Below are 14,748 nucleotides of genomic sequence, written 5' to 3' on the forward strand. Positions count from 1 at the left end.
TTTCCGACTTGTCTATCCCAGTGGTCCCAGAGAAAAGTTCTGATACATGCCCCAGAAGGCCGTGACCAGTATCGAAAACATGCCGATCAACTGGGTGTACAGCCTGCATCGCATCAGGGTCCGGATGACCAAGTCAGGTTTGGGGATCTGCTGCAGCCGACGCGCGGTCGCCACATACAACATGACCACGATCGACATCGGAAACATCAGCAGGAAAACAGCCTGCGCGAACTCCACCCCATAATAAAAGCCCGATATCGCAAGCCCGGTCAGCACAAAACACGAAATCGCAAACAAAATGGCACCGGACATGTCCATGATGTACAGCATGCGGTTCGTGTTGATCCGGACGATATCCATCAGGTCCGTTTCGGCCTGCCCGCCCGAGCGTCGCGCGCGCACGATCAGATCATAGGGCACGCCAAGGACCCAATGGCTCACCGATGACCACATGACAGCCAGTGCGATCCAGAACCACAGGTTCGAGAAGCTTCGCAAATCAATGACTTCGGTAATCGAAGAGTATAAGTCCAAGCCATAACCCCTTAAACATTGTCTTACGGGGTTTTGTCACAATGCCGCGTCGATTGTTACCCTTGAGACCTACGCGTTTTCATGCCACCCAAAGCACGATTGTTCAAGGAGAACGCGCCATGAAACCGACCATCGCCCCCTATCCGCTCGCCCGTTTCCGCCGGGCCCGCCAGTCTGCGGCGATCCGGGGGCTGGTCCGCGAGAATACGCTGACGCCGGATGACCTGATCTGGCCGGTGTTCGTGCGCGACGGCGAAGGGGTCGAGGAACCGGTGCCGTCAATGCCGGGCGTCGTGCGCCGATCGGTCGATCTGATCGCCCACGCCGCCGTCGAGGCGCAGGCGCTTGGCATCCCAGCAATCTGTATTTTCCCCTATACCGACAGCGCCCTGAAAACCGAAGACTGCGCCGAAGCGTGGAATCCTGACAACCTGTCGAACCGGGCCATTCGTGCCATCAAGGATGCTGCCCCCGATATCGCCGTCATGACCGATGTGGCGCTGGATCCGTACAACATCAACGGCCATGACGGGTATGTCGTCGATGGCGAGATCGTAAATGACCGCACGGTCGAAGCACTGGTGAAAATGACGCTGGCGCAGGCGGATGCCGGCGCGGATATCATCGGCCCGTCGGACATGATGGATGGACGTATCGGTGCGATGCGCCACGCGCTCGAGTCTGCGGGGCATCACAACGTCATGATTCTCAGCTACGCCGCCAAGTATGCCAGCGCGTTTTACGGGCCGTTCCGCGATGCGGTTGGCGCATCGGGCGCACTGACCGGCGACAAGAAAACCTATCAGATGGACCCGGCCAATTCGAACGAGGCGCTGCGTCTGATCGAACGCGACCTGACCGAAGGCGCCGATATGGTGATGATCAAGCCGGGCATGCCTTATCTTGACATCTGCCGTCAGGTTAAAGACACGTTTGGCGCGCCGACCTATGCCTACCAGGTGTCGGGCGAGTTTGCGATGATCCGGGCGGCCGCCCAGAACGGATGGATCGATGGCGAAAAGGTGATGCTGGAAAGTCTGATGGCGTTCAAACGCGCGGGCTGTGACGGAGTTCTGACCTATTTCGCGCCCGAAGTAGCGCGTCTTCTGCAAGGCTAAAACCCCGCCCTGTCGCAATTTTTCGCCGATTGAAGGCCCCTGACCCGCAGCTTTCCCGTGACAGCCGGGCGCAATCGGCGTATTCTTGCACACAAGATCGGGAACACCCGACATATCAGGCACTTATTACAGAGACAGGAAACATGAGCAGTTCCAATTCCCCCCGACTGGGTCGTCGCGGCTTTGCACTTGGCATGGCAGGGCTGACATTTACCGCCGCCTGCGGGAACGGCGTCGGCAACACCAACGCAGCGACCATCGACGCCCGTGTCGATGCGACGCTGAACGAAATGTACAGCAAGTACCCCAACACGATCGAGATCGCCAGCAAGGCGAACGGTATGCTTGTCATGCCTCTGATCACCGAAGCAGGGTTCATCTTCGGCGGCGGTTTTGGCCAGGGCGCATTGCGAGTTCAGGGCGCGACAGTCGACTATTATTCCGCCGTAAAAGGCTCAGCCGGGCTGCAGATCGGCGCGCAGCAATACGCGCATGTTCTGTTCTTCATGACCGAAGACGCGCTGAACGACTTCCGCCGCTCCAACGGTTGGACCGCAGGCGCAGACATCGGCTATGTGGTCGATGCAACCGGCAGCAGCGTCGGGGCCAGCACCACGACATTGCGCACGCCTGTGATCGCGGCGGTCTTTGGTCAGGCGGGCCTGCTGTTCGGGGCGACCGTCGAAGGCATCAAATACACGCGTATCATTCCGTAACACCGGGTTACCACTCCCCCTCCTGCGGAGCCCCGCCACGTGTCGTTCAGCAGTGGCGGGGCTTACGTTTTTTGCGTTGACGACACGGAAATTGTTGCTCGGCTCCTCTTTCGGTTGGGATCGCCTTCCACTACTCTCGCCGCAAACGAATACCAATAAACTGTGGGGCAAGGATGGGTCTTGTATTTCGCTGGCTGGTGCGCATCACGTCGGGTCTTGTCCTGCTGGCGGTTGCCGCGGTTGCACTGGTCTATTTCCTCGCCAGCCAGTCCCTGCCCGAATACAATCAGACCCTAAAGGTCAATGGCCTGACCAGCCCGGTCGAGATCGTGCGCGACACATCAAACGTGCCGCATATTCTGGCCGAAAGTGACCCGGATGTGTTCTTCGGACTCGGATATGTGCATGCGCAGGATCGTCTTTGGCAGATGACCGTTATGCGCCGCACCTCGCAGGGGCGTCTGTCGGAAATTTTCGGTGCCCGAACTGTCAATATCGACAAGCTGCTGCGCCGTCTCGACCTTTATGGACTGGCCCATCGTTCTGTCGAGGTTCAGGACGACTACACCAAAGCAGCGCTGAAAGCCTACGCCGCTGGCGTGAACGCCCGGCTGAATGAAATCAACGACAAGGCCCTTGGGCGCGGCGCACCCGAGATGTTCCTGTTCAACGCCCCGGTCTCCCCCTGGCAACCGGGGGACAGCATCGCCGTAATCAAACTGATGGGCCTGCAACTGTCGGGCCATTTGCAGGACGAGGTGCTGCGCGCACGTACATCACTGATGCTGAATAACCCGGACCGACTGGCGGACATACTGCCCGACGTCCCCGGCCCGGGGATCGCCGCATTGCCCGAATATGCCAGCCTGTTCCCCGGCCTGCCCCGATACGCGCGGGGAACGCCGATGCCTGACACCCCGCTTTCGCCCTTTCCAAAACGCGGCCTTGCCGGTGCGTCGAATGCCTGGAGCGCCGCGCCATCGCGGTCTGCCAGTGGCGGAACCCTGCTTGCGAACGACCCACATCTTGGCTTTACCGCACCCGGCGTGTGGTATCTGGCACGGCTGGGGCTGGCCAAAGGCGGCGTGATCGGCGCGAGTATTCCCGGCATTCCCGCCATCATGACCGGGCGCAGCGACCGGTTGGGCTGGGGCCTGACCTCATCTTATCTGGACGATCAGGATGTCCATATCGAACAACTGAACCCGGAAAACCCCGAAGAATACCTGACACCGGACGGATACAAAACATTCCAGACCCGCCCGTCGATCATCGAGATCAAAGACCAGCCGCCCATCACTCTGACCCTGCGCTGGACGGAAAACGGCCCGGTGCTGCCCGGCACTCACTACGATCTGGAAACGATCACACCAACGGGACATGTGGCCTCGCTTGCGTGGACGGCGCTTAGCCCGCGCGACACGTCGATGACCGCTTCGATGGCGCTGATGAATGCGGATACGGTGCAGCAGGCCATCACGGCCGCCGAAGATTTCATCTCGCCCTCGCAAAACCTGTCACTGGTGGACAGGGACACGATCGCCATGAAGCTGATCGGCGCCATGCCACAACGCGACCTGCGCAACCAAAGCAAGGGCCGCATTCCGACCCCCGGCTGGCTGGCCGAGAACCGCTGGCAAGGCCGCATGCCTTATGCCGACAACCCAGAGTTCGTGGCCCCAAGGGGTGGCGTTCTGGGTAACACCAACAACAAGATCATAGACCGCCCCTTCCCTCAGCACGTGTCGTATGAATGGGGCGACACCCAGCGTGTCCATCGCTGGGAACGCCTGATGCAGTCACGCGAGGTGCACACCCGCGACAGCTTTATCGAGGCGCAGCTCGACACCGTAAGTTTCACCGCCCGGTCTCTGTTGCCCCTGATCGGTGCCGACCTGTGGTTCACCGGCGAATCCGCTCCTGTCGGCACAGCGGAGCGTCAGCGTCAGATCGCCCTGGCCCTGCTGGCAGAGTGGAACGGCGAGATGAACGAGCATCTGCCGGAACCGCTCATCTATGCGGCATGGCTGCGCGCGCTGCAGAACCGGCTGATCGCGGATGAACTTGGCCCGCTGGCCAGCGAGTTCAAACATGTCGAACCGCTGTTTATCGAAAGGGTCTACCGCGACATCGACGGGGCCTCGGTCTGGTGCGACGTCCGTCAAAGTGCGCCGGTTGAGACCTGCACCGACATGGCAAGACTGGCGCTGGACGATGCTCTGATCTGGATTGCCGAGAATTACGGCAGCGCCCTGGAATCCCTGCGTTGGGGCGACGCGCATCAGGCCACCCATGATCACCCGGTTTTGGGTTCGGTTCCGGTGCTGCGCTATTTCGTGAACATTCGTCAATCGACCAGCGGCGGAGACAACACCCTGCTGCGCGGCCGAACCTCGGGCGAAGGGCCCGACCCGTTCCAGAACGTACATGGCGCAGGCTATCGCGGCGTCTATGACTTCGCCGACCCGGACAGTTCGGTCTTTATTACCGCCACGGGTCAGTCAGGCCATTTTCTGTCACGCTATTACGACGATCAGGCACAACTGTGGCGGCGCGGAGAGTATCTGCCAATGTCCCTGGACATCGGTCTTGCCCGTGCTGCGGCCGTCGGTGTCACCCACCTGATCCCGCGTTAATACCCCGCGTCGGCAAGACCTTGCCCCTTTTTTGCGCGGACGTGGACGCAAACAGGTGTTTTCGCCTACGATCTGCGGGCGGACTATTTGGGACCGGGGGCACAGATGGCCAGTATTCAGGACAGGCTGAACAATCTCGCGCGCGACTATGCGATTGCATGGAGTTCGGGCGACGCAGATGCCGTCGCCAGTTTTTTTGCATCAGACGGACAGATTTCAATCAACCGGGGAGACCCGATCGTAGGTCGCGCGGCGATTGCTGAAATGGCGCGTGGCCTTTTCGCAGAATTTCCCGATCTGGAAGTCAGGTGCGATATGCTGCGTTGGGCCGGAAATCACGCGATTTTTGTCTGGACGCTGGAAGGGCACCATGCGCAAACCGGAAACCATGTCGTCACCCGCGGCTGGGAAGAATGGGAACTGACGGCCGATCATGAAGTCCAGTCTTCACTGGATTGGTTCGACGCCGATGACTATCAGCGTCAAATCGACGGGCGATAGGCACAAGTCCAGACCGGGTTATTCCGAGGTAATCGAATACTTGCGTGGAATGCCTTCTGTAACCATGAACCAGCGCGAGGCTTTCATGCGTTCCTGATGTGCGTCGAACGCAGCCCGGTTTTCAAAGACCTCATGAACGTTGAACTGACCGGGGATGCCCGGATCCTCAACGACCTCGAAGGTGACACAACCGGGTTCGGCGCGCGTCAGCGCGATATGTTCTGAAAGCGCGGCACGGACCTGTTCAAGCCTTTCGGCAGGCACAGCGATGTGCCCACTCAAATAGACCTTCTTGCTGTCTTCCTTCGTCAAAACCAGACCCCGGATCAAAGAGCAGCAAATTGCGCCGCTTGCTTCGCGGTCCAAAGCACCGTGATCTCGAACCCGTTTTCGGTCTGTTGCTCGGACCGGACCACATCCTGCCGAAACAGCCACGCGCGCTTGCCGCCATCGGCAAACCCCAGCGTCAAAGTTTCCTTATGCCGCACGCCCTGCAATTTGGTTGCAATCTCGGCCAGCAGCGCCTCGACGCCTTCGCCGGTCACTGCCGAGATGGCAAAGATCGAAGCATCACGTTCCGCACGCGCCAAAGCGGCCTCACGTTCGTCGTCAGTCATCAGGTCGATCTTGTTCCAGACCTCCAGCCGGGGCCGTTCATCATCGACCCCCAGCGAGGTTAGAATGGCCTCGACATCCTGTGCCTGTGCTTCGGTGTCCTCGTGGCTGATATCGCGGACATGCACGACCAGATCGGCACCCAGCACCTCCTCCAGCGTGGCGCGAAATGCGGCGACCAGTTCGGTGGGCAGGTTCGAGATAAAACCAACGGTATCCGACAGGATCACCTCGGGGCCGTCGGGCAACTCGACCCGCCGCATGGTCGGGTCCAGCGTAGCGAACAACATGTCCTTGGCCATGACTTCCGCACCCGTCAGGCGGTTGAACAGGGTCGATTTTCCGGCGTTGGTATAGCCAACCAGCGCGACAATCGGATACGGAACCTTGGCCCGCGCGGCGCGGTGCAGCGTGCGGGTCTTGACCACCTTCTGCAACTGGCGGCGCAGGCGCACAAGCTGTTCGTCAATCGCACGCCGGTCGGCCTCGATCTGGGTTTCGCCCGGTCCACCGACAAACCCCAGGCCGCCCCGCTGGCGTTCCAGGTGGGTCCAGGCCCGAACAAGCCGCGTCCGCTGGTAGCTGAGCGCGGCCATCTCGACCTGCAACACACCTTCGCGGGTACGTGCCCGATCGCTGAAGATCTCCAGGATCAATCCGGTCCGGTCAAGGATCTTGACCTTCCACGCTTTCTCAAGATTGCGTTGCTGAACCGGCGTCACCGGGCCATCGATCAGAACCAGTTCGACCTCGTGCTCGTGCAGTCGCCCGCCTAGTTCTTCGATCTTGCCGCTGCCGAACAAAAGCCCCGGCTGGGCCCGTGGCAGGCGAACGATTTCCGACCCGACCACATCCAGATCGGGCAAAGCAGCGGCTAGTGCCACCGCTTCTTCCAGCGCCGGTCCCGGGACACGGCGCTGTTCATCTGATTTGATTTCAGGATGCAGCACCCAGGCCCGGGTGCGCGCCCTCTCATGTTCCATCAAGAGGCGTCTTCGCCCTCATACAGGCTGATCGGCTGCGACGGCATGATCGTCGAAATCGCGTGCTTGTAGACAAGCTGCGACTGTCCGTCGCGGCGCAACAATACGCAGAAATTGTCGAACCAGGTGATCACACCCTGCAATTTCACACCGTTGATCAGGAAAATCGTGACCGGAACCTTTGCTTTCCGTACATTATTCAGGAACGCGTCCTGAAGATTCTGTCTGTCCGAAGCCATATTTTTATAATCTCGCCATTGTTCTTGCTACGCGCTGCGGACCAACGCGCTCCCTCCGGGTGAGTATGGAGCGGAGTTCACAGATATTCCAGATTAAAAATCAGGCACTAATTCCTTTTGCTGACCCCACGTCAGTCCCGCCAGAGGGCCGGGGTGATCAAGGCAATGATCGCCAGTGTTTCAAGCCGGCCGATTACCATTGCTGCGCACATCGTCAGTTTTGCACCTGCAGTCATATCGATCAGCCGGATCGGAACGTCAGTTGCCAGTTCAATCAAGGGGCCGGTCGTACTCAGCGCGGCAACAGTCAGAACCATTGCCTGTTCGAACCCGGCCCCCATGGCGGCGAGCAACAGATTGAACACCGCCGCCGTAAGCGCGAACATCATCAAGAAGATCCAGGCGATGAAGGCGCCATTGGTCTGAATGCGCCGGTTCCCGCCGCCAACGCCGCTGACCGATGACGGATAGATCAGCCGGTCGATCTCGCGCGCGCCATTGAGGTATAGCGCAAACACACGCAACAGCTTGACCCCGCCGGCCGTGGTGGCGACCCCTCCCCCGATCAGGGCCAGCCCCATCAGGATCAGACCCGGTGTTCCCAGCCCCGAAAGCTGTTGCGCATCGTCCCAGTTGCTGCTTTCGAATCCTGCCGTTGTCAGAAAAGACAAGGCTGTAAATGTCATGCCCCATATCACCTTAAGGCCCTGAAGCACCGACATCTGGCCGTCGATTTCGTTCACACCAGCCAACACGCGAAAGAATAGCAGGGCTGCTACGGCAACCACGATCAACAATCCGATGCGGAATTCGGGGTCCTTATCCAGCCGGGAGTAGCCCGAGGTCGCCGTATCTGCCGAAAACGTCAGCCTTGACAATGCAAAGAACAGGAACAGGAACAGGATCGCCTCACCGGTCAAACCTGCCTGAGCCCCTTCCATCCCGCCCACCGGGGAAATGCCGGAGGTCGCCATGACCGACATCGCGTGGCTTACGGCGGTCAGGCCAACCTCACCGGCAATCAGCAGCAATATCCAGACCACCGCAGTCAGCCCTGCATAGACGGGTGTCAGGGTTCGCGTCACACGCAGCAGGCGTCCCCTTGGATCAACCTTTTCGCTTTGCGCAACACCGGAAACCGGTCGTCCCGGCTGACCCTGCGCGGTAATCTCAAACCCGCCCAAGGACAACGGCGCCAGAATCGCCGCTGCGGAAATCCACATCAGCAAACCACCCATCCAGCCCACAAACGCCCGCCACAGATGCAGCGGCGCAGTCAGGCGGTCGGGGTTCGGAAACAGGTCGGCGCCGGTTGTGGTCATCGCGCTGACCATATCAAAATACGCGTTCAGGAAGGTGGTGTTGCCAAGCGCATCGTGAAACGGGATCGCCAAAAACACGGGCAGAACGGTAAAACAGCCCAGCAGAACGGCCAACTGCCCCAATGTGCCGCGCCGAGGTATCCTGTTGGACGAGGCCAGCGCGATGCTCGCCACAAGAAACAGTCCAAGCAGGCCCGAGTAGAAGAACGATCGCGACGTGTCGTGGTCATCCAATACCAGCGCGTAGACTGCGGGCACCCACATCGAGAACGCGGTTATTCCCCAAATCAACAGAAACAGCGGCAAACGCCGCAAAAGCCCGATCCGTTGTGTCCGCGCGTGTGCCATCAGAAGAAATCGATCGAAACCTGCATCAAGCGCTCGACCTCGGGCACGTCCTTGGCCATGGCAAAGATGGCCACCACATCCTTTTCATCAATCCGCAGGCTGCCGGTCGGGCGCAGCAACTCGTCGCCCTTGCGCACCGCGCCGACCAGAACGCCTTCGGGGAAATCGATGTCGCGCAGTCTCTGCCCCGCCATGGGAGAGGTTGACAGCACTTCGGCCTCGATCACTTCGGCCTCGGCATCGCCGATGGAATAGACCTGCCGCACCCGGCCGTGACGGATATGGCGCAGGATCGAGCTGACGGTGGTCGCGCGCGGGTTGATATAGGCGTCGATCCCTAATGGCCCCATGAGCGCCACCATGCTGGGATCGTTGATCAGCGCGATCGCCATCGCGCAACCCTCGGCCTTGGCACGTACCGCGGCCAACAGATTGGCACGGTCGTCATCCGTGACGGCCAGCATCGCGTCGGCCCGTTCAATGCCAGCCTCCCGCAGCAATGCCGCATCCAGCCCGTCGCCGTTCAGAACAATCGTCCGCTCCAGCGCTTCTGCGGCCAGTTCGGCGCATCGGCGGTCGCGTTCGATGATCTTGGCGCGCACGCGGCTTTCGCGTTCTTCCAGCGTGCGAGCCACTTCAAGGCCGACATTGCCGCCACCCACAATGACGACTCGGTCCTGTTTCTTTTGTGCTTTGCCGAACACCTCCATCGTGCGCTCGACGTCGTTGACGCTGGTGAAGACATAGCATTCGTCACCTATAAACAGCTGATCCTCGGATTCCGGTGCAAACAGCGTGCCGTCCCGGCGTACACCGACTACGATCGAGCTGAGCGTCGAAAACAGGTCGGTCAGCTGTCTGAGCGGCGTGTTGATGATCGGACAATCTTCATCCACTCGGATGCCCAGCAATTGCGCCTTGCCATCCATGAAAATCTCGGTGTCAAAAGCCGCCGGGGCCGACAGGCGGCGCATGGCGGCGGCGGCGACCTCGCGTTCCGGGCTGATCACCACGTCGATGGGAAGATGGTCCCGGCGAAACAGGTCCGCATGAATCGCTGTCAGATAGGATTTGGACCGAAGACGAGCGATTTTTCGCGGTATCGAAAACACCGAATGCGCCATCTGGCAGGTGACCATGTTCACCTCATCCGAGTGGGTCGCGGCGATGATCATGTCTGCATCGCGGGCCCCGGCCCGTTCCAACACATCCGGATAGCTGGCGAAGCCTGCGATACCCTGCACGTCCAGCGTTTCGGTCGCGCGTCGCACCAGATCAGGATTGTTGTCCACCACTGTCACGTCGTTCAGTTCGCCCGAAAGGTGCCGTGCAATTTGCCAGCCGACCTGACCCGCACCGCAAATGATGACCTTCATGTTCCTGGCCCTTCTGCCTGAAATCTTTGAATGACAGATGCCCCCAAAGCGGTCAATTGAATTGTCATGGAACAGGGAGTGAGGCAAGATATGCGCATGAAAACAATGCTACGCGCCTTTATTCCTTTGTTCTTGCTGTCTTCTTGCGGGCCTCTGTCACTCTATTACCGCGAAGGTGCCAGCGTGGCGCGATTGCAGCAGGAGACCACGCAATGCCAGGTAAAGGCCCTGAATGAAGTGCCTGTTGCCAACCAGGTCCGCCAAAGCCCACCCGTCTATTGGCCGGGGCGCACCTATTGCGATGGTCGCGGCCACTGCTACCGTTCACCCGGATGGTGGGAACCCGGACGCGTCTATACAGTTGATGTGAATCAGGACCTGCGCAACACGGTCGAGGCGCAATGCATGGCCAAAAAGGGTTTTCGCCCGGTCAGCCTGCCACCTTGCAAACAAGCGGTGAAATCCCGGGTATCGCTGACCCGTACGACAACCCTGCCGCCGCTAAGCACCGAGTCCTGTTTCGTGAAGTTCGACGACGGGTCGTTTCAGATCATAACGCCGGGCCACACCGGCTGAACCGGCGGGTTATTCCGCCGGTTCCGGTTCATCCAGTTGCGCGACACGCGCGCCGGATTTGTTCGATGTGACCACGCCAAGCGACTTCAGCTTGCGGTGCAGCGCACTGCGCTCCATCCCGACGAAACTGGCGGTGCGACTGATATTGCCGCCGAAACGGTTAATCTGTGTCAGCAGATACTCCCGCTCGAACGCCTCGCGCGCCTCGCGCAGCGGCAATGTTGCCAGCGCGCCGGACAGAACCACGCGACCAGAATCTTCGGCCTTTTCCTCGTCGTTGGGCAGTTCCCGCGCCTCGATCGGGCCGGTTCCATCCCCCAGGATCAGCACACGTTCGATCAGGTTTTTGAGCTGACGCACATTGCCCGGCCATGTCATGGTCTGCAGCAGTGCAATTGCCTCGTCCGACAATTCGCGAACGGGCAAGCCCTGCGCTTCGTTGCACATTTCGATAAAGTGCTGCGCCAATACCGGAATGTCCTCACGCCGGTCTTCTAGAGACGGCACCGCAATCGGAACAACATTCAGGCGGTGATACAACTCTTCCCGGAACCGTTCAGCGGTGATCTCTTCCTCCAAGTCCCGATTGGTCGAAGATATGACGCGTAGATCAACCCGGACCTTGTCGGTTCCGCCAACCCGCTGAAACTGCTGATCCACCAGAACCCGCAGAATCTTGGACTGCGTGCCCAATGGCATATCGGCGACCTCATCAAAGAAGATCACGCCGCCATGGGCTTCCTCAAGCAGGCCTGATTCAACACCGCGTTCCGATGTCTCGCGGCCAAACAGCACCTCTTCCATCCGCTCGGGCTCGACCCCGGCGCAATTCACGGTCACGAAAGGCGCATTGGCACGATTGGAATGTGCGTGGATATAGCGTGCCGCGATTTCCTTGCCCGACCCGGCAGGGCCGCTCAGCATCACGCGGCCATTGGACTTCGTCACCTTGTCCAACTGGCCCTGCATCGCACGGAACGATGCCGATTTGCCGATCATGTCCGAGCAGCTGACTTCCTTGCGCTTGAGCGACGCGTTTTCGCGACGCAAACGCGAGGTTTCCATCGCGCGCCGGATCACCACCATCAACTGGTCAATGTTGAATGGCTTTTCGATAAAGTCGTAAGCGCCCTGTTTGATGGCTGCTACGGCAATCTCGATATTCCCGTGACCGGAAATAATCACAACGGGCACGTCCGGGTTGTCGCGCTTTACCGCTTTCAGGATGTCGATCCCGTCCATTCGGCTGTCCTTGAGCCAAATGTCGAGGATCAAAAGACCCGGAGGTTCAGCGTTGATCGACGCCATGCAATCGTCCGAATTGCCAGCAAGTCGGGTTGAATAGCCTTCGTCCTCCAGAATGTCGGACACCAGCTCGCGAATATCGCGTTCGTCATCTACGATCAGAATGTCGCTCATCTTTGGCCTGCTTTCAGTTTGTTGGTTTTAATAGCCTGCTTCTGTGGCGCGACTGACGGGGAATCACTGCCCCCAGGTAACCGGATCACGGCCATTGCGCCAAAATGGTCCTGTCCGTCAAATACGGGCGCGTCTTCCAAAGTCAGCGCTCCGCCATGTTCTTCGATGATCTTCTTCACGATGGGCAGGCCAAGGCCGGTGCCCTCGTCGCGGGTGGTCACATAGGGTTCAAACAGACGCGCCCGGTCTTCCGGCAGTCCGACCCCGTTGTCCGCGATGGTGATCTGCGTCCCAGCATCATCTGTCGACACCTTAACCTTGATCTGCGGTTTCAGGTTTTCAGATGCACCTTTTTCCTTCAAGGTTCCAATAGCTTCGCCCGCGTTCTTTATCAGGTTGGTAAGGGCCTGATTCAACATCGTCGCATCCACATCCGCCGGAATCGCGTGATTGGGCAGATCTGCATCGATCTGCACATCCGGCTGCCCGGCCTGCTGGAGCAAAACGGCCTCGCGCACCAGATCAACGATGTTTTCCTCGCGCCGTTCCGGTTCAGGCATGCGAGCGAACTTCGAGAATTCGTCAACAATGCGCCGCAGGTCGTTCGTCTGCCGGACAATGACATCCGTCATCGATTCCAGGCTGCTGCTGTCCTCCTCGTCCAGCTTGCGCGAGAACTTCCGCTTGATCCTCTCGGCGCTCAACTGAATCGGTGTCAGAGGGTTTTTGATCTCATGCGCGATCCGGCGCGCCACGTCGCCCCAGGCTGCCATCCGCTGCGCGCTGACCAGGTCGGTCACGTCGTCAAAGGCAACCACATAACCTTCCAACCCGCCATCCTCACCGCGCCGAGTAGCCATGCGGACCAGAAGGTTCTCCAACTGGCCCTTGCGGGTGACTTTTATCTCTTCCTGAACAGCCTCTTGCCCGCTTTCCTTAAGGTTCTCGAACAAAGGCAGGAACTCGGGTACCGCGATACCGATCGCCAAAAGTTCTTCGCCCCGCGACCAGTCCAGCAGACGCTGGGCGGATCGGTTCACAAATGTAACGCACCCGTCAGGATCAACTCCGACGACCCCTGAGGTTACAGAACTGAGCACTGAATCGAATAGGCGCCGACGGTGTTCGATATGGCGAGTGTTTTCCAACAGCGTGTCCCGCTGGCCTTTCAACTGGCGGGTCATCTGGTTGAAATACCGACCCAGCATCGCGATCTCGTCATCGCTGGCCTCTTCAATAACCTGAACGCTCAGGTCACCCGCGCCAACACGCTGCGCTGCTGTGGTCAGGCGGCCCACCGGGCGAGACAAGCGTTCAGCAAACCACATGCCCAACGACATCGCCGCCAGGATCAGGATCACCGCGAAACCCAGATACAACAGGCCGAATTCAAACAGCACCCTGCCCCGTTCGCTTTCAAGCTGCTGATAGAACTGCGCTGTTTCCTTGGTGTCATCCAAAAGGGTCAGCAATTGCCCGTCCACGTCACGGCTGACATAAAGGTAACGGTCCAGATACGCCCGCAGAGGGACCAGCGCCCTGAATTCGCTGTTTTGCCAGTCCGCGATGATCAGCAGGCCCCGGTGGGTCGCGTTCGCCAGTTGCTCAGCCGTGGGTTCTTCGTAGTTGAACAGGTAAGACCTGTCGCCCCGGGCCCGGATATCGCCGCTACCGTCAATGACATAAGCTTCACGCAGGCCACGCTGAATCTGCGACTGGCCCTGGGCCAGAACCTCGCGCAACTCAGCGTCAGAAATATAATAATCCAGAGACCGAGCATTATCCAAAAACCGGGCCAGAACGGTCGCGTCCTGTGTCAGGCCCTGACGGTGTTCCTGTTCATAGGCTTCGGCCGCACTGAGCGACGACCCGACAACTTCGCGCACACGATCCGAAAACCAACCCTCCAGACCGATATTCACGGTCAGTCCGGCAAAAATCGCCACGGTCACAGTCGGCACCAGCGCCAGCAGCGTGAACGCGCCGATCAGGCGCAAATGCAAACGGGAACCTGCTGACTTGGCGCGTCGGGCCGCGATCAGACTGCCGACCTGACTCAGTACAAGTGCGGCCACGACCAGCACATAGACAAGGTCGGCCAACAGGATCAGGCGCAATGTCGGCGCGGCCGAACCCAGATCGAACGGACCAATGACAAGATAGGTGGCAAGCGCCAGTGCTGGCCCCAGAAGAACCAGCCCCAAGGTGCCGAAATTGCGCAGTTTTCGGGATTTTCGCCATCGATTAATCGATGGTATTGGCCCGCTCTGTGCCCGGGTTGCCACCGTCTGCCCTCATCCTGATGTGCCGCTTGTGCGGCTTACCGCCATATGTCGTGGTCCTTGCCAGGTAGAAACCCGAATGC

Annotated in this window: 13 protein-coding genes; 5 read left to right on the plus strand and 8 right to left on the minus strand. The window is 59.5% G+C overall.

All coding sequences use genetic code 11. The annotated features are described in order from the left end of the window. Nucleotides 1-12: 12 nt before the first annotated feature. Complete coding sequence (locus ACR0J2_RS03240) at nucleotides 13-534, minus strand: component of SufBCD complex (protein ID WP_170610777.1); 522 nt, start codon at nucleotides 532-534, stop codon at nucleotides 13-15. Between the two features lie 119 nt (nucleotides 535-653). Between ACR0J2_RS03240 and hemB the strand changes: the two genes are divergently transcribed. The 4 genes from hemB (at nucleotide 654) to ACR0J2_RS03260 (ending at nucleotide 5,505) form a co-directional block, all read left to right on the plus strand. After that, nucleotides 654-1,652, plus strand: a complete 999-nt coding sequence (gene hemB, locus ACR0J2_RS03245; RefSeq protein WP_170619164.1) for a porphobilinogen synthase — start codon at nucleotides 654-656, stop codon at nucleotides 1,650-1,652. A gap of 143 nt (nucleotides 1,653-1,795) precedes the next feature. Then, complete coding sequence (locus ACR0J2_RS03250) at nucleotides 1,796-2,368, plus strand: lipid-binding SYLF domain-containing protein (protein WP_170610771.1); 573 nt, start codon at nucleotides 1,796-1,798, stop codon at nucleotides 2,366-2,368. A 173-nt stretch (nucleotides 2,369-2,541) separates the two neighbouring features. Next, on the plus strand, nucleotides 2,542-5,004 hold the full coding sequence (locus tag ACR0J2_RS03255; protein WP_480811650.1) for a penicillin acylase family protein: 2,463 nt from the start codon (nucleotides 2,542-2,544) through the stop codon (nucleotides 5,002-5,004). A gap of 105 nt (nucleotides 5,005-5,109) precedes the next feature. Further along, on the plus strand, nucleotides 5,110-5,505 hold the full coding sequence (locus ACR0J2_RS03260; RefSeq protein ID WP_170677354.1) for a nuclear transport factor 2 family protein: 396 nt from the start codon (nucleotides 5,110-5,112) through the stop codon (nucleotides 5,503-5,505). 18 nt (nucleotides 5,506-5,523) lie between these two features. Here ACR0J2_RS03260 and ACR0J2_RS03265 read toward each other — a convergent pair whose 3' ends face one another. The 5 genes from ACR0J2_RS03265 to trkA form a co-directional block, all read right to left on the minus strand. After that, on the minus strand, nucleotides 5,524-5,817 hold the full coding sequence (locus ACR0J2_RS03265) for a putative quinol monooxygenase (protein WP_170805602.1): 294 nt from the start codon (nucleotides 5,815-5,817) through the stop codon (nucleotides 5,524-5,526). A 14-nt stretch (nucleotides 5,818-5,831) separates the two neighbouring features. After that, entirely contained in the window at nucleotides 5,832-7,103 is a 1,272-nt protein-coding gene (hflX, locus tag ACR0J2_RS03270; RefSeq protein ID WP_480811651.1) for a GTPase HflX, read from the minus strand. Further along, complete coding sequence (gene hfq, locus ACR0J2_RS03275) at nucleotides 7,103-7,342, minus strand: RNA chaperone Hfq (RefSeq protein WP_010440340.1); 240 nt, start codon at nucleotides 7,340-7,342, stop codon at nucleotides 7,103-7,105. Before hfq ends, hflX begins: the two co-directional genes overlap by 1 nt. A 131-nt stretch (nucleotides 7,343-7,473) precedes the next feature. Beyond that, on the minus strand, nucleotides 7,474-9,012 hold the full coding sequence (locus tag ACR0J2_RS03280; RefSeq protein WP_480811652.1) for a TrkH family potassium uptake protein: 1,539 nt from the start codon (nucleotides 9,010-9,012) through the stop codon (nucleotides 7,474-7,476). Continuing rightward, the gene (trkA, locus tag ACR0J2_RS03285) at nucleotides 9,012-10,388 is read right to left on the minus strand and encodes a Trk system potassium transporter TrkA (protein ID WP_170805600.1); all 1,377 of its coding nucleotides are present in this window, start codon (nucleotides 10,386-10,388) and stop codon (nucleotides 9,012-9,014) included. Before trkA ends, ACR0J2_RS03280 begins: the two co-directional genes overlap by 1 nt. 96 nt (nucleotides 10,389-10,484) lie before the next feature. Between trkA and ACR0J2_RS03290 the strand changes: the two genes are divergently transcribed. Then, nucleotides 10,485-10,964 carry a hypothetical protein gene (locus ACR0J2_RS03290; RefSeq protein ID WP_170619163.1) on the plus strand — a complete coding sequence of 160 codons (480 nt, stop codon included), beginning with the start codon at nucleotides 10,485-10,487 and terminating at the stop codon, nucleotides 10,962-10,964. Between the two features lie 9 nt (nucleotides 10,965-10,973). Here the strand turns inward: ACR0J2_RS03290 and ntrX are convergent, their stop codons facing one another. Then, on the minus strand, nucleotides 10,974-12,383 hold the full coding sequence (ntrX, locus tag ACR0J2_RS03295) for a nitrogen assimilation response regulator NtrX (protein WP_170610749.1): 1,410 nt from the start codon (nucleotides 12,381-12,383) through the stop codon (nucleotides 10,974-10,976). Continuing rightward, nucleotides 12,380-14,668, minus strand: coding sequence for a sensor histidine kinase NtrY-like (locus ACR0J2_RS03300; protein WP_480811653.1), 2,289 nt, complete (start codon nucleotides 14,666-14,668; stop codon nucleotides 12,380-12,382). Before ACR0J2_RS03300 ends, ntrX begins: the two co-directional genes overlap by 4 nt. Nucleotides 14,669-14,748 lie beyond the last annotated feature (80 nt).

The sequence above is a fragment of the Ruegeria sp. CG4 genome, from assembly GCF_056537185.1.

Coding starts and splice junctions, on each gene's coding strand:
- hemB (WP_170619164.1), top strand. CDS start 654: ATGAAACCGACCATCGCCCCCTATCCGCTCGCCCGTTTCCGCCGGGCC.
- ACR0J2_RS03250 (WP_170610771.1), top strand. CDS start 1,796: ATGAGCAGTTCCAATTCCCCCCGACTGGGTCGTCGCGGCTTTGCACTT.
- ACR0J2_RS03255 (WP_480811650.1), top strand. CDS start 2,542: ATGGGTCTTGTATTTCGCTGGCTGGTGCGCATCACGTCGGGTCTTGTC.
- ACR0J2_RS03260 (WP_170677354.1), top strand. CDS start 5,110: ATGGCCAGTATTCAGGACAGGCTGAACAATCTCGCGCGCGACTATGCG.
- hflX (WP_480811651.1), bottom strand. CDS start 7,103: ATGGAACATGAGAGGGCGCGCACCCGGGCCTGGGTGCTGCATCCTGAA.
- hfq (WP_010440340.1), bottom strand. CDS start 7,342: ATGGCTTCGGACAGACAGAATCTTCAGGACGCGTTCCTGAATAATGTA.
- ACR0J2_RS03280 (WP_480811652.1), bottom strand. CDS start 9,012: ATGGCACACGCGCGGACACAACGGATCGGGCTTTTGCGGCGTTTGCCG.
- trkA (WP_170805600.1), bottom strand. CDS start 10,388: ATGAAGGTCATCATTTGCGGTGCGGGTCAGGTCGGCTGGCAAATTGCA.
- ACR0J2_RS03290 (WP_170619163.1), top strand. CDS start 10,485: ATGAAAACAATGCTACGCGCCTTTATTCCTTTGTTCTTGCTGTCTTCT.
- ntrX (WP_170610749.1), bottom strand. CDS start 12,383: ATGAGCGACATTCTGATCGTAGATGACGAACGCGATATTCGCGAGCTG.